Source organism: Persicobacter psychrovividus (assembly GCF_036492425.1).
Classification (GTDB): Bacteria; Bacteroidota; Bacteroidia; order Cytophagales; family Cyclobacteriaceae; genus Persicobacter; species Persicobacter psychrovividus.
The window spans coordinates 161,006-182,461 of the sequence record NZ_AP025297.1 but is presented as its reverse complement, the minus strand read 5'-3'; the positions used below and the strand labels follow the sequence as shown (position 1 = coordinate 182,461).

10 protein-coding genes are annotated in these 21,456 nt (G+C 41.6%); all 10 read left to right on the top strand.

Going from position 1 to position 21,456, the window contains the following annotated elements:
- Positions 1 to 2: 2 nt before the first annotated feature.
- On the top strand, positions 3 to 1,640 hold the full coding sequence (locus AABK40_RS21555; RefSeq protein ID WP_338399227.1) for a GH39 family glycosyl hydrolase: 1,638 nt from the start codon (positions 3 to 5) through the stop codon (positions 1,638 to 1,640).
- Positions 1,641 to 1,807: 167 nt separating this feature from the next.
- Entirely contained in the window at positions 1,808 to 4,474 is a 2,667-nt protein-coding gene (locus AABK40_RS21550) for an endo-acting ulvan lysase-like protein (RefSeq protein ID WP_338399226.1), read from the top strand.
- Positions 4,475 to 4,485: 11 nt separating this feature from the next.
- Positions 4,486 to 5,847, top strand: a complete 1,362-nt coding sequence (locus AABK40_RS21545; protein WP_338399225.1) for an alpha-L-fucosidase — start codon at positions 4,486 to 4,488, stop codon at positions 5,845 to 5,847.
- A 126-nt stretch (positions 5,848 to 5,973) separates the two neighbouring features.
- Positions 5,974 to 7,182, top strand: a complete 1,209-nt coding sequence (locus AABK40_RS21540) for an MFS transporter (protein WP_338399224.1) — start codon at positions 5,974 to 5,976, stop codon at positions 7,180 to 7,182.
- 26 nt (positions 7,183 to 7,208) lie between these two features.
- Positions 7,209 to 7,943, top strand: a complete 735-nt coding sequence (locus tag AABK40_RS21535; protein WP_338399223.1) for a DUF6250 domain-containing protein — start codon at positions 7,209 to 7,211, stop codon at positions 7,941 to 7,943.
- Between the two features lie 42 nt (positions 7,944 to 7,985).
- Entirely contained in the window at positions 7,986 to 10,736 is a 2,751-nt protein-coding gene (locus tag AABK40_RS21530; protein ID WP_338399222.1) for a hypothetical protein, read from the top strand.
- Positions 10,737 to 10,769: 33 nt separating this feature from the next.
- A complete protein-coding gene (locus AABK40_RS21525) occupies positions 10,770 to 14,288 on the top strand; it encodes a COG1470 family protein (protein ID WP_338399221.1) in 3,519 nt (1,172 codons plus the stop codon).
- A gap of 188 nt (positions 14,289 to 14,476) precedes the next feature.
- Complete coding sequence (locus AABK40_RS21520; protein ID WP_338399220.1) at positions 14,477 to 15,955, top strand: sulfatase family protein; 1,479 nt, start codon at positions 14,477 to 14,479, stop codon at positions 15,953 to 15,955.
- Positions 15,956 to 16,191: 236 nt separating this feature from the next.
- Positions 16,192 to 17,292 (top strand): glycoside hydrolase family protein, encoded by a 1,101-nt coding sequence (locus tag AABK40_RS21515; protein ID WP_338399219.1) that lies wholly within the window; start codon positions 16,192 to 16,194, stop codon positions 17,290 to 17,292.
- Between the two features lie 163 nt (positions 17,293 to 17,455).
- The gene (locus AABK40_RS21510; protein ID WP_338399218.1) at positions 17,456 to 21,433 is read left to right on the top strand and encodes a hybrid sensor histidine kinase/response regulator transcription factor; all 3,978 of its coding nucleotides are present in this window, start codon (positions 17,456 to 17,458) and stop codon (positions 21,431 to 21,433) included.
- Positions 21,434 to 21,456 lie beyond the last annotated feature (23 nt).

Here is a 21,456-nt window from a genome sequence, read left to right as displayed (position 1 = left end):
TCATGAAGAAGTTTATTATAGTTTTAACGCTTTTGTGTTGTTCGTTATTAGACGCACAAGCCCAAAAGGTAAAAGTCAATACACAGGCCGAAGGTGAGATGTTTGATCACTTTTGGAGCCGTGTTGTTGGTGCTGGTCGAGCAAATGAAGCCCTGCGAGCGGGGTGGCTGGAACAGATGGACAAAGTGCATCAGGAATGTGGCTTTGAATATGTTCGATTCCACGGCCTCTTCCACGAGGATATGTTTCCGGTGCTTGAAGAGAACGGAAAGCTGGTTTACAACTGGCAATATATTGACGATGTTTTTGATCGGCTATTGGACTTGAATGTACGCCCTTTTGTAGAGCTGGCATTTTTTCCAAAGCAGTTCGCCGCCGAAGATTCCAAAACAGTGTTTTGGTGGAAAGCCAACGTTACCCCTGGCCCTGAATATGCCCAACAATGGCATGACCTGATTCAGGCGTTCACGCAGCATGTCGTGGATCGTTATGGGATTGATGAAGTATTGAGCTGGTATTTTGAGGTTTGGAATGAGCCTAACCTGTATCCACATTTTTGGCATGGTACAAAATCTCAATTTTTCGAGCTTTATAAACAATCTGCTATTGCCGTAAAATCAGTGGATAAGCGTTTGAAAGTTGGAGGCCCTTCAACAAGTAATTTCGTTCCAGATACCCGTTTTGATGGGGAAATTATTGACAATGAAGTGTCCATGGAAGTGTTTAAAGTCAAAGACATCAATACGCTTAAATGGCATGGGGTATGGATTGAAGATTTTCTGAAATATTGCGAGGAGGAGAAGTTGCCTGTCGATTTTGTAACGACACATCCTTATCCGACGGATTATGCCTTTAACCCCGAAACAGGTAAAGGGCGTGGACTGACCCGATTTGCAGCCTCTACAAAAATGGATATTGAATGGTTGAATAAGGTGATCAAAAAAAGTGCATATCCAGATGCGGAGATTCATCTGACGGAGTGGAATACGAGCCCGAGTTCGAGAGACAGAATGCACGATTGGTTGCCACCGGCAGCTTATATTGTCAAAACAAACCTCGATTGTATCGGCCTGACCAATTCACTTGCATTTTGGACCTTTACCGATATTTTTGAAGAGAAGGGCGGTGCTTCAAGCATTTTCCATGGTGGCTTCGGAATGATTAACTATCAAGGTTTGGTTAAGCCAAGTTATCATGCCTACCGTATGCTTCATCGCCTTGGAGATGAGAAGTTATTTGCAAATGATCGCCTATTTGTCAGTAAAAAATCAGGTAATGGCAAAGTAGTCGCTCTTGCATACAATTATCCTGATGGTAATTTAAATGCGGTTCCATCAAGTATAAATACTTACAAAAGAATTGCTGAAGGAGATAGCAAGCAACTTAATTTTAGCCTGACAGACCTGAAGCCTGGAACAATGTTCCGAGTGGAAGTTTTGGACAAGGATCACGGTAATATCTATGATTACTGGGAGAAGATCGGTAAACCCGAACCACCAACCCGTGAACAAATAAAAACGATGAAGCAATTTGCTGAATCATTGGACACGACACTAATCACTGTTGAGGATGATGGTGTTTTGAAAATTGATCAAGAATTGAGTCCGTGGAGTTTGGTAATGATTGAGCAAATCAATTGAAAATAGCACTTTAAACTCAACTTGCCTACCAATAGTGGTGTTTAGGCTATTTGGCTTGAGCACCACTTATTGATAAAGTGTAATGAATAGCAAACTTATTGTTACTTTTTTATACAATATACGCTAAGTGAATGGTATTTTTTTGTAGGAGTAAAAATTCATAATTTATGAAAAATTATATACTTTTTGTATTGTCGATCTTTTTCTCAATGGCTTGTCAGCCTACTGATAAAATGCACCCGAGTATATATGTTAAGGATGCAGACCATGAGTCGGTGGTTGAAAAGATAGAGCAGCAACCATGGGCAAAAAAGTCCTATCAGAATATTCAGAATGAAATTTTGCCCTATGTAGACCGGCATATCAAAGACCCCAACTGGATTACTTCCCGCTTGTCCATGTATTGGAAGCAAGGAGAACGTTATACTCAATGTTATCTGAATAAACATCAGGATTGGGACTATGGAGAGGGGAATGCTCCAGTGCCTACGGTTCGGTTCCCGGGAATGCGTCGTTGGAATAATTATAAAAATGTCCCACTGGAATCGCGCACTCCTTATAATGAAACGGGGGATATGTTGGGCATTGACCGCTCAGGAAAAAATGCAGAGGTGAAGCTGATTCCATATAAGGAAACGGGACATATGATCCGTTACAACAATTTGGAAATTCTGGAATTGGCAGAAAAGTCAGCCTTTTTATATTGGGTTACTCAAGAAGAAAAGTATGCTACCTTTGCCGCTGATATTTATTGGACATGGATGCTCGGCACCTATTATATGGAGCCAATGTTGGACCCGAATAAATCGACCAAAGGCCCAGGTGGTTATGAGCCGGGAGGCATACTTGGATATTATGATGTAGAGCAAATACATGATAATACCCAGGTAAGCGCAGCAGTTATTTATGATTTTCTATATGACTTCCTACAAGCGCATCCGCATCCACATCTTAAAAAATTAAATAAATCCGTTGTTGAAGCCTCTGGGGTTGTATTCAAAAGATACATAGACTTAGGGTTGATTCGTGGTGGAAAATTGGGTAATTGGAATGTGAATGGATTCAAGAATATCCTGAACAGTATGTTGGTACTGGAGTCCAATGACTTTTACCCTGACGGCAAAGGAAAAGAATACTACATTCCATACTATACCGAACACACGACCGAATATCATGAGGCGCTGCCAGATATCATGAAAATCTGGGACAAAGAAACAGGCTTGTGGCCAGAATCTCCTGGCTATGCTTCTGGGATGATCCCTACGGTATTTGATATGGGGATGAAATTGTATACCAACGGGATCAATACCATGGACGATAACCCCATGATTTTGAAAGCAGTTTTGGCGAACCTTAACTGGTTGGATGCTCGTGGTAATTTGGTTGTCTTTGGGGATATGAGAGGCGGTCCTTTTAGTTATGAGGTCTTTGAGGACGTCCTTACTTATTTTACAAAAGAAGGCAAGGCTAAGGAGGCCAATGAGCTGGCCTCGATCATCAAGAAAGGAATTGAACTGGGGCAATATGATCGAAACAGTACCAACTGGAAGGGCATCTGTTTGTATGAGCCGTTAGCAAATTTGGATGCTGAATTGCCCTATAAGCGCACTGCTTTCTCCAAGCGCCATCGTCATATTATTCAGAAAAATGGTAATGATATTGACAACGCCATGATGTTTACCCTCTACGGAGGAGATCACGGATCACATTTATCAAAGAATGGTCTTGCCATGCAAATCTACGCCAAGGGTTGGGCGGTTTCTCCAAAAGCTTCTGCATATGAATCTTATTGGTCAAAAGACTTCGGCTACTTTAGTGGCGCCACTGGCTCCAATACAATTCTACCGGGCTATACTCATGGTGAGATTTCTGTTAATGGAATTGATCCTGCCGTTGGTGATAATGGGTTTTACAATACGACCGTTACTTCTGAAAATTGTTCATTCGCAGATATTTCCGCAGATGAAAAACGTCGATTGGTAGCGATGGTTCGTACTTCTGAGTCCTCAGGTTATTATGTTGATATTTTTAGATCTGATCTTAACGACAATGATTATCTATATCATAACCTCGGCAATAAATTAGAGGTATTCAACACCGAACAAAAGCCATTATCGAAACGGAAAGGTTTTGCGCTGGGTGATCAGTACAATAAGGCATATGATTACTTTAAAGATCCTGAGAAGGCGGATTGGAACAGCGATTTTATTGCCCGATGGACAATCGATACAGCCTCAGTGGATTTGGTTACAGACCTGTGGATGTTAGGTCAACAAAACCGTGCGGTCTTTACCGTTAACGCACCACCAACCACTTTACTGGGAACCATCACGCCGGCGGGTGTGAATCGTAGTCCACAGACCACCCCCACACTCATTGTTAGGCAACAAAAGAATAATGCTAAACAGCACCCTTTCGTATCGGTGTTTGAAACTTACAATAAGGGTAATGCACAAATCGCTAATGTTGAAGCGATCGAAAAGGACAAAGCCAGCCTGACGGCATTGGAAGTGGACTCAAAAAATGGTTTGAAGCAATTCATCATCAGCTCAACAAATGATGAGCAACACCTCGTTGGAGGTCAGGCAAATTTCAAAGGCACCTTTGCTATTTCGAGCTTTAAGGGCGAAAACTTTGATTATCTCTATTTAGGGAAAGGTAAAATGCTTTCACATCATGGCTACCGAATTGAATCTGCGGATGGTTCGGATATTTCAGCTGCATTGAACTACAAAAATGGCAAGTACCAATATTCATCGGATAAAGAAGTATTAATATCAATAAAGAACTCCGAAGCCAAGCGCTATCCAGCGGGCTATAATCGTGAATTATAAAATTTTTTAGTATGAAAAAGACAATTTATAAATTGGCATGTATGCTATCATTGGCCATCAGTATGGCATGTAATACAGCAGCAACAAAGACGGAAGAGGTGAAGCTGACCGACGATCAGCGCATGGAATGGTGGCGTGAAGCTCGATTTGGAATGTTTATTCACTGGGGAGCCTACTCTATGTTGGGCGGAGAATACAATGATTCTACCTGTTGGGGTGGAGCAGAATGGGTAATGGACAAGCTGGACATGACCATCGAAGAATATGAGAAATACCCACAGCAGTTTAACCCCGTAGATTTTGACGCTAAGAAATGGGTTAGCTTAGCGAAGGATGCAGGAATGAAATACATTGTTTTAACTTCCAAGCATCATGATGGTTTCTGTCTTTGGGATTCTGAGGTAACGGATTATGATATAATGGATACTTCGCCTTTCAAGCGTGATATTGTGAAAGAAATGGCTGAAGAATGTGATCGACAAGGAATTAAATTCTGTCTTTATCATTCCATCACGGACTGGCATCACCCACAGGCACAGTCTGTTTTCTATCCCGATTACAATATTGGTCAAGATGATCAAACCAAATCAAATCCGGAATTTCCTGAGTATTTCCGTAATTACCTCAAGCCACAAGTGGGTGAGTTGCTAACCAAATATGGAGATATTGGCGTAATATGGTTTGATGGTGAATGGATTGCTGATTATACCACCGAGATGGGTAAGGAAATGTATGATTATATCCTTGATTTGCAACCGCAGACGATTGTCAATAACCGAGTGGACAAGGGCCGTAATGGCATGGCAGGATTCAATGTGGAAGGAAACTTTGCGGGAGATTTCGGCACACCAGAGAAAGAAGTGCCTGCGACGGGTATCGATGAGGATTGGGAGGCGTGCTTTACCATGAACGGTTCGTGGGGTTACAAACCATCAGACGATAACTGGAAAAGTGACACTTTGTTGATTCAGAGTTTGGTCGATATTGTCTCCAAAGGAGGAAACTTCCTGTTGAATATTGGTCCTGATGGCCTTGGCAATGTACCCATAGAAAGTGTGGATCGATTGAAAACAATGGGTGCTTGGATTCAGACCAACGGGGAATCCATTTATGGAGCAAAAGCAAGTCCGTTTGAACGCCCTGAATGGGGAGTTTATACTTCTAAAGAGAACGTTATTTATGCGCATGTAATCGATTGGCCTGCTGATGGGAAATTGACCATTAACCCGAGTGCTAAAATTGTTAATGCTACCATTTTGGGAGCTGAGCATACAAAAGTTCAAGTCGAAGGAAACACAATTTTATTGCCAAAGCAGGCGGTAAATCCATTTGTTTCAGTGGTGAAAATTACCGTTGGAAGCCAGCCTGCCTAAAGAAAATGAGGTAACTAAGACCCGATAGTTTGTTTATCAAATTATCTACTCAATACATTTATTTGATGCATCACCCTCTACCTCAGGGGTGGTGCACCCATTTTTTATAGAATTCATTTTTTTGTTATGAAGCAAGATTTTAAATATGCCGCATTACCTGTAATGTTCGGTTTTTTTGTAATGGGCTTTTGTGATGTGGTAGGCATTACCGTTGCGCATGTCAAGGAAGACCTGCTTACTGGTTTTGGCCAAGATTATCAGGATACCCTTTCCAATTTAATCCCTGTGGCTTTGTTTTCGATGTTTCTTATTTTTTCAATTCCAACAGGGATGTTAATGAACAAAATAGGACGCAAGAAAACAGTTTTATTAAGTAATGTACTGACTATTGGAGCAATGTTCATTCCACTGATCGATTATTCTTTTGGTATGGCCCTGCTTGCTTTTGCTGTCCTCGGCATTGCCAATACTATTTTGCAGGTTTCACTGAATCCCCTATTGTCGAATGTAGTCAGGGGAGAGCAACTGACAAGTAGCCTGACCATTGGGCAATTTGTAAAAGCGGTTTCTTCCTTTTCGGCTCCTTTTATTGCGGCCTTTGCGGCTGGATATTTTAATAACTGGCAGTATATCTTCCCGATTTACGCTGTTATCACCTTGTTGGCCACGCTTTGGCTGTCATTTACTTCCATTGAAGAAGAGGTAAATACGGAAAGACCAAGTTCATTTAAAGAAGTGGTCTCACTTTTAGGGGATAAAACGATTCTCTTATTGTTCTTGGGGATTCTTTTTGTGGTTGGTGTTGATGTAGGAATGAATACTGCCTCACCCAAAATCCTGATGGAAAGATGTGGCTTGAATGCCATAGAAGCAGGTTATGGACCAAGTGTTTATTTTGCTCTGAGAACTTTTGGCGCATTTTCGGGGGCATTCATTTTGAGTAGAATGGCACCCCAAAAATTCTATCAAATCAGCATGGTGATTGCTGTTTTGGCGTTGGGGGCGCTATTGGTGGTGAGTGATAAAACGGGCATTTTCATTTTATACGGTGTGATAGGTTTTTTCATTGCCAATGTCTTTGCCATCATTTTTGGTATGGCACTAAAAGCACAGCCGGATAAAGCCAATGAAATTTCGGGACTGATGATTACAGGCGTATTCGGTGGAGCAATCATTCCTTTTGCTATGGGGCTGTTGTCAGATTTTTTATCCTCGCAGATCGGAGCTGTAATCATCATCTTGCTAAGTGCGAGTTATTTGCTGATTTCTGCCTTTGCCTTGAAGGTTAATCAAAAGACGCCTCAGGTAGTTGAGGAAAATATAGTTGAAGTTTAATTTCATATCTCAAAAGTATAGCTGCTATGCGCAATTTTGTTATCATTTCTATCATTATAGCTTACGCTTTCATTGGCTGTAAGCCTGAAGAAGTCAAAGAGGTATCTTTGACAGAAAACCTTTCCGTCTCTGCTAAATTAATACACAGTGATAATTTTGACCATGACCTGAGCAACTGGTTGGTTGAACAAATGCCTAACGGAAGTGTCGAGCTTCGAGATGGTAAAATGGAGGTAAATGACGCTGGTGGCTGTACGGTTTGGTTCAAGCCCAAACTTAAAGGACCGACCATGATTGAATATGATGCACATTTGATTCAAAAAGGTGGTGAATATGACCGCGTATCTGATTTGAATTGCTTCTGGATGGCATCCGATCATACACATCATGACAAACTTTTTGCGAACTCAGATTTTCGACAGGGCCGATTCCCTAATTATGATTCTTTGAGTTTGTATTATGTGGGAATGGGAGGGCACCACAATACCAAAACACGCTTTAGAAAATATTTGGGAACGGGTGAGAAACCTTTGCTCCCGCAATATGACCTAACCGATAAACAATATTTACTTACGCCAAATACCACGGTAAAAATTAGACTGATCGCTTATGATGGTATTATTCAATATTATCGCGATGGACGTTTGATTTTTGATTATCGAGATGACAACCCGTATACCGAGGGTAATTTTGGCCTACGGACGGTTCATAACCACATGACCTTGGATAATTTTAAAGTTTATCAGCTGAAAGGCATTTAACGGATTGATTTTTAGTGGGTAGTTTGAGATTGATTTTTTGATATGAAGTTATTTAAAGTATTATTTTTTCTGCTATTGTTCAGCAGCCCTTTCTTTTCATGGGGACAATCGGCAACAATTACTTATCCCGTTCCTGATAATTTAACGGCTGAATATCCGCGGATCTATACGGCAGATATCAGCAAGAAAAAACTAGAACGGCTTATAAAGAAAGAAGCGTGGGCAAAGCAAAATCTTGAGCACCTACACCGTAGGGTGGATCATTATGTTGATCAACATACGCGTGATAAGGAGTGGATGGTTTCAAGGCTTCAGATGTATTGGAAAAGTAAAGCAACCAATGTATATGTGAATGGGGTAGATTATGCCTATGCAGATGGGCAGGCGCCTATTCCTACCGTTAAATTTGATGGGTGCAGAAATGCTACCACCCCCTATGGGAAGCCTAAACTGGAAGACATACTCCCGTATATGGACGATCCGAGAGGGATGTATCTACCCAATAAAAGTAAAGAAGGACATCCGTTTGAATGGGCAGAAATTTCCAAAACAGGAACGATCATCTCTAACATCAACGTGCATATTTTAAGCCTTGCCGCAGAGTCAGCCTTTATTTATTGGCTGGAAGGAGATGAAAAATATGCGCAATTTGCTTTTGATATTTTCGATACTTATTTATCCGGAATGTCTTACAGATCTGAGCCAATAGATTTGCTTAATGGTCATATTCAAACCTTGGTAGGCTTCACCCACTTTCAGGTGATTCACGAAAAAGCTTTGGAGCAGATTGCCGTTATTTACGATTTTTTACATCAATACATTGATAATAAAACTGATAACAAAATCAATGTTTATGATCATACGATTAAGCGGTGGATTGATCAAATCATCAAAAATGGTGTCCCACAGAATAACTGGAACCTGCATCAGGCAAATATTATCCTGAAAGCGCTCATGGTCTTGAATGATGATGACCAATATAGTGACGGTAAAGGGCGTCAGTATTACATTAATTATATTCTAAATGAAACCTCAGCCAGACAATGGTCATTGGGAAAATTTATTGAATATGGTTATGATCCACAAAATGGAATCTGGAATGAGTGCCCTGGTTATGCACAGGGTGTAACCGATGCCGTGATGCATTTTGTTACCAATTTCGATAATGCATTTGGGGTAAACCTGTTGCCATATTTGCCAGTGATGGATAAAGCGGTAGAGGTTCTTCCTCAATATATTTTTCCAAATGGGCAGTCTATCGGATTTGGCGATTCTTATTATGGTCCTCTCAACCCCTCAGCGGTTAAGCAGATCATTCGATTGGCTCAAAAATATGGCGATGCGCAAAAAGAAAAGACCTTTACACAATTGTTGTACGCTATGGAGCCGAATACCGACAAGACGGTTGACTTTGGTAGAAAAAAGGGGATAACAGCATTTTTTGCCATGAGTCCACTTGAATTAAATGATAAATATAAAGGTAAAGACATTCAGGATTATTTATCGACTACTTTTTATGCCCCAACAGTCAGCTGGCACGCGCAGCGAATTGGACATGGAGAAGATGGCATGATGGTTTCACTGAATGCTTCTTTAGGCAATCATATGCATGCAAATGGCATTAATATGGAATTGTATGGAAAAGGTCTGATTCAGGGGGCTGATCCTGGGAAGGGCGCAAACTACCTGGAACCAATATATTTGGAATACTATTCGCAGTTCCCGGCACATAATACCGTGATGGTTGATGGGGTCTCTTCCTATACTGAAATGCTTAGTAATCATGCTTTTGATTTGATTGGTCAATATCCAACAGCAGGAAAAAAGGTGAAGCAAACCGATCATTCACTAACTTACAGTAAGGTGTATTTCCTTGAACCAGAAACGCAAAGCGATCAGGACCGTACCGTAGGGATTGTTTCTACCAATGACCGTACGGGATTTTATATTGACATTTTCCGATCAAGTAAGCAACGCAAAGGAGACAAATTCCATGATTACTTTTATCATAATCTTGGTCAACAAATGGAAGTGATGGATGGGGAAGGCACTCCATTGGTGCTACAACCATCTGAAGAGATGGGGTTTGCCGGAGGTCATTTATATGCGCTCGATTATATGTGGGACAAAAAATCCTTAGGCTACAATAAAGATTATCAAGTTCAATGGCAGGTTGAAAGAACGCATGACAAGCCAGCAGTATTTATGAACTTATGGATGAAGGGGACCGAGGGGCGTGAAATATTCACGATGAAAACACCTCCGTGTAAATCCTTTAAGCATAGCACTGATGTCGCTTATGATATTGGCAAAAATCCTTATCTGACCTTTGCTGCACGTCAGCATGGAGAAGCAAGAAACCACCCATTTATCGCAATATATGAGCCCTTTACAGCAGATACAGGCAAGCAAATACAAAGTATTCAGGGCTTGGATGATCTGAATGGAAATCAGGCATTTGCTGGGGTTCACCTGACCCATAAATCAGGTAGAGAGGATTTTATTTTCAGTTCAACGGAAGGGAAAATAGCTGTGGTTGATGACAAACGTTCTGATGCTGACTACGCTGTTTTCTCTACTGAAACTTCAGGGGATTGCCAGTTTTTTGTGGGCAATGGTTCGGTTTTAAATAGCAATTTATGCCAAATCAACGCAAAAGGTAAAGGCAATATTATGCTGAAAAAAAGCAATGGGCAGTGGTTTTTGGAAAATAATACGAAAGTAGAAATAAAGCTACATGGACAATCCTACGCCTTTGAGGAAGGTGAAATGCGTGCCATTGAAGTAAATTAAACGAATGTGAATAGCCTATAATTCATGGAAATTATGAGAAGATATTTTTTAATGCTGCTTTTGAGTGCTATTGCCTCAGGAGTATTCGCACAACCCTTAAAGCGGGTCGGAGCAATTGATTTTTCAGATTGGAAGGGCATCGCGAGTGTACAAAAAAAATCCGCTGTGATCAGCGGAGGTGATACCCTTTCTTATACTTACCATGATCAAAATCGGGTGTATTTTCCGGGGATATCCAGACCCTTTCATGGAGATGCCGCAGACTTTACGCCATACGCGGGGGTTCGATTTGATCTTTTTCTGAAAGAAGACCAACCGACAGATGTTACAGTAACCTTGAAGGTTGATAGTCTTGATTACTCCGAACTAAACCCAATCAGTACTGCCCAGATTAGAATTAAAAATAAAGGATGGAACACCGTATTCGTGCCATGGGATCTCTTTGATATTGATCTTGGGCAAAGAAGAGGGACTTTATTTGCGGTAAAGCACCTATTGATTTCTGCTAATACGGCAAAAGATTATCGAATAAAAGAGGTCTATTTGACTAAAGGATTAACAACTTCACTGGAAGCTGAAATACAGGGGAAATCAGCCGATGTAGGCACGACAGTCAGATATGAAATCAAAGTAGGCAACACGACCCAACAGCCTCAAAGCGTTCGCTTATTGGTTCAAAGAGAAGGCTGGGAATCTATGGACGTTGCCCTTAGTCAGACCACATTGGACATGAAGGTCGGAGAGGTGAAAACTGTTTTTGCTGATGTAAATATTCCATCACATCTGCCTAAAGGAATCCGAGAGAAGCAGGTGATCAAGACGATTTCCAATGGTTTGGCAGGCTCTGAGGAGACCATCGAGTTTATTACCGCCGTTCGCTTGCCTTATCCTAATATTGTTTTTGATAAGGATGGCTGGCAAGAAATTCGGGAAAAGACAAAAAATTATGACTGGGGAAAAAAAGACCAACAGGCCTATATTAGAAAAGCGGATCGTTGGCAGATTCCTAAGCATAATGATTTCTCGGATGTGGATGGCCGTCCTTTAGGTAAATCTGTTTTCAATTCTAATGGGAATGGATTTTATGATGCAGGGGTTGCGTATCAGTTGACCAAAAATGATGATTATGCCCGGAAATGTGCGCAAGTGTTGATGCGTTTGTCTGACCCAAAGACGGGGTACCCTGCAACACTTGTGGGAGGAAGCAATGTTTTTGTGGGGGAAGGGAAATTCTGGCAAGCGGCTGGCAGAATGTATGATATGGTTCGTGAGAGTGAAGTTTTCAGTGAAGCGGATCATCGACAGATTCAGGAAACCTTTAGGCTTTTTGTTAATCAGACCCTAAAGGGAAATAGCAAAGGAGCAATCAGCAACTGGAACGTGGCGGAACTTACGGCTGCTTTTTATTGTGCGTTGAATTTACAGGATTGGCATTTGATCAATCAATTGTTGGAGGGACCTACGGGAATTTACAAACATATTGAGCATGGCATCATGAACGATGGCTGGTGGTATGAGTGTGCAGTAGGATATAATACATGGGTAGCTACAGAATTATCTGAAATGGCTTTGGCATTGGATCGATGGGGTATTAACCTCAAGGACCGAAAATTCCCTATCGGTACAAGCAAGCATTTTTCTTTGTTGGCAAGCCGTCGTCAGGGAGGCATCTATGGAATGGAGTTTGAGAAATGGGGGGCAATAGAAAAAAACAGTGTTACGATAAAAGATATGTGGGATGCTACGATTGCATTTTTGGATTATCGCGGTGTGATTATGGCGGTAAATGATGCAGTAGAATCAGAGGTTGCTGGCCGTCCTTACGAGTTGGCTTACTACATATACAGAGACCCTGAGTATGCTGCTGTAATTCAACGGGGAAACGATAGAGATTTATTATATGGGGTGGTGGATTTACCACAAGTGGATTCCGAAAAAATGAAGCGTTCAGCTTATGCTGACAATATGGGAATTGTACAACTCAGATCCCAAACCAAAGACAGAGCACAACGGGAACAAATACAGGCATCTTTGCATTATGGCTCACATGGTGGCTACCACGGGCATTTTGATCGTACCAATTTAGTCAATATGGCACGTTATGGTAGAAGCTTCTATGGTACTTTGGCCTATTGGTTTACTTATCATAGTTATATGTATAAGTTCTGGAAACAAACTTCCATTAATAAGAATATGGTAGTGGTGGATGAAAAAATGCAGCTGCCCGTACAAAATAGCAAATCACTCTTTTATCCTGGCAACATGATGCAGGCTACAGTTGTAGAAACCAATTCGGAGTGGAGCTATGCACCCTACGGAGGGATTGTCCGACCTGGCAGTAGCTTTGCCCAAAAGGCATGGGACGAAAGCCGTTCGCTGGTGATCCCCGAAGATGCACCTGCTTACGGGGAGATCACTGGAAAAACCGAGCCGGTTGAACAGAGAAGAGCCTTGATTGTGATGGACGATTATGTGGTGTTGGCGGATTATCTCGAAGGTAAAGAGGAGCATCAGTTTGACTGGATGTTTCAAGTCAAAGGCTTCAAGGGCATCACCGCTGAGGAGGTAAAACATCAGCAGCATACTGCCCAAATGAATACCGACCCACTGGGTGCAGCACAGTTCATTACCGATTGTGATTGGTATCAGGTCAAAGGAACAGCCAAATCGCAATTTGAAATGTGTTTTGGTGAAGGTTGTGATAACCGGGGGGTAAGAATGCCCAATAGAGAAGATGGTCCATTGAAACTGGATATTTACAATGCATGGCCAAAAGAGGCTCAGGTGATGATAGGGACTTCTACAGAATCTATGGAGGTCAATAAAAAACTATGGTACAGCATTAGTTGTGATGGGGAGCAAGTGCTGAATGACAGCACGGGAGCATGGATCCTTGGGGCCAAATCAGTGACGGTAGATCTAAACAATGCGAAGGAGTTGGAATTAATTTCAAGGACTGAGGATAGGGTGAAAAACAATACGCTGTTTTGGGGAAATGCACGCTTGATCCTTGCGGATGGTTCTCATGTTTACTTATCGGAATTGCCATTGAAGTACGATAATATTGTGGTTCCAGAAGTAAAAGGCAAGGACTACTACGGTGGACCCATAAAAATTCAGGGAGCGCCAATGGAATTTTCTACGCCTGCTATGCCCGCAAATACTCATAAAACAGGGAAAGTAAAAGTGAATCTTGAAGGCTTGAATGCGGTAAAATTTGAGGCCATGGTTGGTGGTGATTTTCCTTTGGGAGATGAGGCATCGAGGCTGAAAAATATGGCGGTGCGCACCAAAGGCAAGAAAGCACGATACCTCTCGGTAATCGAACCATTTGAAAATGAATCGAAGGTAAGTAAAGTGACTGCGCTGAGTGCTGATGAGCTGTTGATTGACCTCAAAGATGGCCGTCAGCAGCAAATCAAGATTTCAGGCCTGGAGCAAGGTCAGGTAAAGATTGTTACTAAAGAGTTCCTTGAAGGTCAATTAATTCGGGAAGAACATAGTGATAAGCCTGTTTCTACAGCTGTTGAACAGCAGGTGAATATGAAGTAATTAAAGATGCACCAAATAATAATGAGGGATAATGCTTTCAAGCTATGGTAAGAAGGCGACTCCTTTGTGAGGATTGTTTGGTGCTTAATTTTATTAATTAATGCCCAAGAAGGTCAGGAGCAAATAAGTGGTTTAGACTAAAATAAATTAGTGATAGCTACAGGTAGAAGGGCAAAAATCAATCTATTATGATATCTAATTTTTTCAGAAAAACCGCCCTGGCCCTCGCTGCCATCGCCATTTTTGGATCTTGTAATCAAGCCAAGAAGAAGCCTAATTTTTTATTCGTTCTTGTGGACGATCAAACTCCTTTTGACCTGAAGGTGTATAATGCCTCCTCACCATTAAATAGCCCTGCGATTGATAAGCTTGCAGAAGAGGGTGTGGTGATTGATGCGGCAAGGCACATGGGCTCGATGAATGGAGCAGTTTGTACCCCATCTCGGCACATGATCATGACAGGCCGTAGTGTATGGCACTTACCCAAAAGTGCCGAATTTCAAAATCAAACAGCAGCAGACCCGCTCGATACCATGAGTATTGGGGCGATATTCAACCGAGCAGGATACAAAACGATGAGAACCTGCAAGGCTGGTAATTCTTACCCGGGAGCCAACAAACAATTCAGTGTTGTAAAAGATAAAACCAAAAGAGGGAGCACGGATGAAACAGGAAGTGCTTGGCATGCTGAGCAGGTGTTAAATTACCTTGATGGTCGTGTAGCGCAAAAAGAAGAAGCACCATTTTTCATCTATTTTGGTTTCTCACATCCGCATGATACCCGAAATGGCAAACCCGACTTGTTGAAAAAATATGGGGCGGTAAACCATAAATCTTCCAAGCATTTGCCTGCACTCAATCCTAATCAGCCACCGCTGCCAGATAATTATTTAACTGAACACCCGTTTTTTCATGGGCATCCGGACTTACGTGATGAAGAGCGGGTGAGTGGGGTTTGGAAAAACCGGGATGAAGCGACCATACGAAATGAGCAGGGAAGAGAATTGGCCTGTTCAGAAAATATTGATATACAGTTGGCTAAAGTATTGGATAGGCTTGAGCAAATGGGGGAGCTTGAGAATACATACATCATTTATACCTCAGATCATGGGATTGCACTTGGACGACATGGGCTGATGGGAAAGCAGAATTTGTATGAGCATAGTCTGCGGGTGCCCTTTATTGTCAAGGGGCCAGGCGTAAAGCAAGGAAAGCGGGTGAAGGGTAATGTGTATTTATCTGATATTTTGCCCACGGTTTGCGATTTGGCAGAAATTCCTATTCCTGAAACGGTGGAAGGAAAAAGCATGGTTCCACTACTGGATGGTTCGCAGGAAACCATCAGGGAGGTAATGTATGGGGTGTATGCAGGAGGCACTAAGCCGGGGATGCGAACGGTCATAAAAGACGGATGGAAGCTGATCAAATATGATTTGATGCAGGGGCAAATACAACAGACCCAATTGTTCAATTTGGAGCAAAATTCCCACGAGTATTTACCTGAGCATAAGCGGAGCCACCCGATGGAGACCAATTTGGCAGATAAGCCAGAATACGCACTAAAGCGTCAGGAAATGGAACAGTTGTTATTGGAGCAAATGCAAGCCCATGACGACCCTTATCGTTTGTGGGATCAAACGGATGCTTCTGTTGCTGTTACCCAATAGGTTTTGAGGTAAAATTAACTTATCTACCGCTAATTTTTTAAACATGAAAAACATTAATTTTCTCTATTTATCTTACTGCAAATACGCTCTATTTTGAGCCCTGCTGCACGATATTTTGTTCATCCTGCTATTACCCATGTCAAGTCAAATCTTGAACGGATGAAATACATGATGGAAACAAAAACGATGATTATGGTATGCTACCTATCAAATAAAGTAAATAAAATATCACGATAATGTTTAATAAAATTTTATACTTTATGCTGTTCATTATTCCAATGCAGCTATTTGGACAGGCGTCCGCTCTTGGCGAGCTCGGCCAAGCACCGGTTGGGGGCGGATTTGAGATGGATGGATACTGGGTATGGGGCAGTTCGGTGGTGAAAGGGGAGGATGATAAATACCATATGTATGCTTCCCGATGGCCGGATTATTTAAAGTTTCATCCTGGCTGGATGATTGCCTCCGAAATTATTCATGCGGTAGCAGATACCCCTGAAGGGCCTTATCAATTTAGTGATGTGGCTTTGGGAGATCGGGGAGCGCAGTTTTGGGATGGTCGTTCCTGTCATAATCCAAAAATTGTCAAGCACAATCAAGCGTATATTCTCTTTTATATGGGATCTACTCACCCTTTTGAAAAGCTTAATGAACATAATGCAGATCTACTTACCCTTGAGAGTAAGTGGTGCATTGCCGGAAGATGGAACAAACGAATCGGTGTGGCAATATCGAAAAGTCCCTATGGACCATGGGAGCGGCTTGATAAACCAATTTTGGATGTCAAACCTAATTCATTTTACAGCTTTCTGACCTCCAATCCTTCGCCCTTAATTGAAGAAGATGGGTCGGTTATTTTGTTGTTTAAAGGGCGAAGCTATCAGCAGGATTCAATTACGCACTCTGGTATGGCTATCGGCATGGCGACCGCCAAATCTTATCGAGGACCATATACGGTAACCTCTGATGAGCCCATTTTCTCAGCCGAAACTTTCGGAGAGGTTGAAGACCCTCACCTGTGGAAAGATCAGCAGGGATATCATATGATTGCCAAAGATATGACGGGAAAGATCGTCAAAAAAAGACATGCCGGATTATTGGCTCATTCTCAGGATGCAAAACATTGGACACTGGACAAAGATCCTTTAGCGTACACACGAACCGTCCGTTGGGATGATGGGCATGAGCAATTGCAGGGACAGCTCGAGCGGCCATTTGTTTTGATTGAAGAGAACAGGCCAACCCACTTGTTTTTTGCCACCATGGATGGTAAAGGAGGATTTCATAACGGTAAGAAAAGTTGGAATATGGTAATCCCATTAATAAACAAGCAATAATATTCTATTTTTATTGACTAAAAAAAATATTTTGATTGATGTAAATATTTAATTTTTTCCGAATCTTCGGAACTGAATAACTTACAGGACTCGATCGGACTATTGGCAGGTATGGTCATGATGTTAGTGAATTTTGACTATTTTTTTAATGTAAATTATGTTTATGCGATTTGTCATTTTCTGTATTATTTTTGTGATCCATCAGCCGCTTTTTGCAGCTTGTGGAGATAAAGTGTTTAAGCACTTGACAACTCAAAATGGGCTGGTGTCTAATCATGTAAAATCCATTTATCAGGACTCGAATGGGTTTATGTGGTTCGGCACAAGAGATGGCTTGAATCGTTATGATGGATATACTTTTAAAACATTTCAGTATGCACCAAATGATACTGCTTCTCTAAGCAACAATGTCATTTCATGCCTAATAGAAGATAAACATAAATTTTTATGGATAGGCACAAGTCACGGACTCAATACCTTAAACCTGATCAATGGGCAAATCAAGCGTTTAGACCTTTTCGAGGACAAACGTGAAAAGGCAATGATTACTTGCCTTACCATAGATTCAGAAAAAAGTATTTGGGTAGGAACAGATCACCGAGGCTTGATAAAGTTAAATGCTGAGGGTAAAGTTAAACAGGTTTTCAGCAGTGAGTCACCGATAGCCGCTCTGCTGAGTAACAGCATTGTTTGTCTTACCCTTCACCCGCTATGGGGGGTGATGGTGGGTACCAAAAATGGCTTATATGTAATCAAACAAAATGAAATTGTAGCCCAATACCTTCAAGGGTATGAGATCAGCAATTTGGAGATGAAACCTGACGGATCAGTCATGATAGGAGTCAGTGAGAACCTGTCGAATTATTATCAATTATTCAATGACCAGAGTCTCCGGAAGCATCCGTTTCCATCAAAGCAGAAGGGGCGACTATCCTTCTTGAAATATGACAGGGAAGGGAACAGTTGGTTTGCAATTCAAGACAAAGGACTGATTTTTATCAACCAAAGTGGAGAGGTAAACCGATTGCAGTTATCTAAATTTGAGCGAGATGGGATCAACTCCAATGCCATCATTAGTTTCTTTGAAGATGATTTTGGGAACCTGTGGTTCGGCACTCAGGATTCAGGCCTTAACCTGCTGGATAAAAACCGTAAACCCTTCATTTCTGTAAGGGATAATTTCACCTCTTTGGGTTTGTGTAATAACCGGGTGCGCTCTTTATTTACAGACAGTCAGGGAGATGTTTGGGTCGGGACCAAGGTTGATGGATCCCTGAGCCGATTCAATATTAATACACTGGAGTTTACCCACTTTAAGCATGATCCTGAAGAAGAAGAGTCGATCAGTAATGATTTTATCTTGTGTATCACCGAGGAAAGTCCGGATTATTTGTGGGTCGGTACCCTCGATGGGCTGAACCTTTTTAACAAAAAAACAGGCACCAGCAAAATTTTCCGTCCTGAAGAAGGTAATTCCAATAGCCTCAGTTCAGCAAGTATCTACGCACTGCTGAAGGATAAAAATGACTTATATATTGGAAGTGTAGGTAATGGTTTGGATATATATAACACCGTGTCGGGTGATTTCAGGCATTATAGTAAGAACAGTTCCGAAAATTCCATCTCTGATAACAGAGTCAAAGTAATCAAGAAAGATCATCTCGGGAATATTTGGGTGGGCACAATCAATGGGCTCAATGTCTTTGACCCAAAAAAGGAGACATTCACTCGTTACCTCAATGATATTGATATCAAAGGGTCAATATCAAATAATTATATTCACTGCATCTATGAGGATCGAAAAAATAACTTGTGGGTGGGTACTGCCTATGGTTTGAATTTGTTTGACCGTAAGACAAAGACCTTCCGCTCATTCACAGAACAGGATGGATTGGAAAGTAATTCAATCAATGGTATCATTGAGGACCATAAGGGGATGCTATGGTTGAGTACCAACAATGGTATTTCGTGCCTAAATCCTGAAAGTGGAAAAATAAAAAACTACGGTACGCCTGATGGTTTGACCGCCAATGAGTATTTTCCCGAAGCGCTGTGCCAGTCGCAAGGCTACCTTATTTTTGGTGGTAATAACGGCATTAGCATGTTCAAGCCTGTCAATATTCACGATAATCAACAGGTGCCTCGGATAGTCATAACTAACTTGAAAGTTCGGGATAAATCCCTTGGGAAATATAAACAGAGCAAAAGCTTTCAACAAGGGAGAGCGCAGGATCAGACGATAAAACTCGAATATTATCAGTCGGATTTTAGATTTGAGTTTGTTGCAATTGCAAATACGGCTCATGAGAAATGTGAATATGCCTACAAACTAGAAGGTTTTGATCAACAGTGGAATTTTGATGGTAACAAGCGCGAAGCGATATATACCAATGTACCAGCGGGGAAGTATACTTTTAAGGTAAAGGCAGCGAACAATGATGGCGTATGGAGCGATGAGAGTCGCTCGGTTATTTTGCACATTGCTCCTGCGCCATGGTTGAGCAATACCGCTTATATTATTTACCTGATTTTGATCTTATTGCTCATCATCTCGGCTTTAAAACTTTGGAAGAAAAGGGCTGCCGCCGAGCGTGAGCACCTGTTGCAGCAAATGAAAATCGACTTTTTTGCCAATGTCAGTCATGAATTTAGAACACCACTGTCCTTGATCATTTCCCCTTTGGAAAAAATGATGGTGGAACAAAAAGACAAAGAGAACAAACTGCAATTTGAACTCATTCATTCCAATGCCAATCGTTTGCTTCATCTGGTAAATCGCTTGCTTGATTTTCAAAAAATTGGTAGCCAACAGTTACGCCTTGAGCCCTCTTGCGGTGAACTGATCAGTTTTCTCAAAAAAATCATCTTATCCTTTGAACAGCTCGCTGCCACAGAGGGGATAATGCTGCAATTTGTGACCGACGTCGAGCAGCTTAATATTTACCTCGACTATGAAAAATTTGAAATCATTGTTTATAATTTACTTTCTAACGCCTTTAAATTTACGCCAAAAGGAGGTCTGATCAATATCCATTTGCGTGCTGCCAATTCAGATGAATTTAGCTTGGCCGTAGAAGATACAGGGGTGGGTATTCCTCTTACGGAGCAGAATAAAATATTTGATCGCTTCTTTCAGGCAGCTAACCTTAAAAATAATCAAATGGCCGGAAGTGGTATCGGCCTATCGCTTACTAAGGAATATGTTCAATTACACCGGGGAAATATCTCAGTGGAAAGTATTGAAGGTAAAGGCAGCAGTTTTGTTGTTGCTATCCCTTTAATCAAAGCTTCAGAACAGGAAATGCTAAAGGGGGATGATCAAAACAAGATTGACCACCCCAATAATCGACCCGCTCATCGGGGTGCAAAAACCATTTTGCTGGTGGAAGATAATGAGGATTTTCGGTTGTTTTTAAAATCGAGTTTACAGCAACAATTCAACATTATTGAGGCTGATAACGGTTTAGTTGCCTTAAACAAAATCGAGATGAAGATGCCGGACTTAATCATCAGTGATGTGATGATGCCACTAATGGACGGGCACCAGATGTGTGAACAACTAAAAAAAGACCCCATAACGGCACCCATTCCTATTATTTTGCTGACCGCCCAAAATACCGCTGAAGGGCAGGTGAAAGGGTTTGCCTCCGGTGCTGATCAATACTTGTCAAAGCCATTTAAATTTGATGTTCTACACTCGATGATCTGTGGGCTATTTGAAAGTCGCCAAAGCCTGCAACAGGCCTTCAGTAAAAAAATTGGGGTGGAGCTCTCTGATATTGAGATTACCACCAACGATGAAAAGTTAATACATAAAGTCCTCAAATACATTGAAGATCATATGGATCAACCTGAATTGACAGTGGAAACATTAAGTGCGGATCTTGATATAAGCAGGGGGCATTTATACCGCAAAATCAGGGCCTTGACCAATCGTTCTCCTTCGGATTTTATCAGGAGGGTGCGCCTGAAAAGAGCGGCTCAACTTTTGGAAACAACGCAACTGACCATTTCCGAGATTGCCTATATGGTCGGCTTCTCCAACCCAAAGTATTTTTCCAAATGCTTCAAGACGGAATTTAATCAGTTACCCTCCCAGTATGCGGCCGAGAATAGAATACAAGCCACCGAAATAATATAAATGAAGAGCATTCAACACCATAA

What these genes read in the sequence shown, in the direction of transcription:
- AABK40_RS21555 (WP_338399227.1), top strand. Translation starts at nt 3, where the DNA reads ATGAAGAAGTTTATTATAGTTTTAACGCTTTTGTGTTGTTCGTTATTA.
- AABK40_RS21550 (WP_338399226.1), top strand. Translation starts at nt 1,808, where the DNA reads ATGAAAAATTATATACTTTTTGTATTGTCGATCTTTTTCTCAATGGCT.
- AABK40_RS21545 (WP_338399225.1), top strand. Translation starts at nt 4,486, where the DNA reads ATGAAAAAGACAATTTATAAATTGGCATGTATGCTATCATTGGCCATC.
- AABK40_RS21540 (WP_338399224.1), top strand. Translation starts at nt 5,974, where the DNA reads ATGAAGCAAGATTTTAAATATGCCGCATTACCTGTAATGTTCGGTTTT.
- AABK40_RS21535 (WP_338399223.1), top strand. Translation starts at nt 7,209, where the DNA reads ATGCGCAATTTTGTTATCATTTCTATCATTATAGCTTACGCTTTCATT.
- AABK40_RS21530 (WP_338399222.1), top strand. Translation starts at nt 7,986, where the DNA reads ATGAAGTTATTTAAAGTATTATTTTTTCTGCTATTGTTCAGCAGCCCT.
- AABK40_RS21525 (WP_338399221.1), top strand. Translation starts at nt 10,770, where the DNA reads ATGAGAAGATATTTTTTAATGCTGCTTTTGAGTGCTATTGCCTCAGGA.
- AABK40_RS21520 (WP_338399220.1), top strand. Translation starts at nt 14,477, where the DNA reads ATGATATCTAATTTTTTCAGAAAAACCGCCCTGGCCCTCGCTGCCATC.
- AABK40_RS21515 (WP_338399219.1), top strand. Translation starts at nt 16,192, where the DNA reads ATGTTTAATAAAATTTTATACTTTATGCTGTTCATTATTCCAATGCAG.
- AABK40_RS21510 (WP_338399218.1), top strand. Translation starts at nt 17,456, where the DNA reads ATGCGATTTGTCATTTTCTGTATTATTTTTGTGATCCATCAGCCGCTT.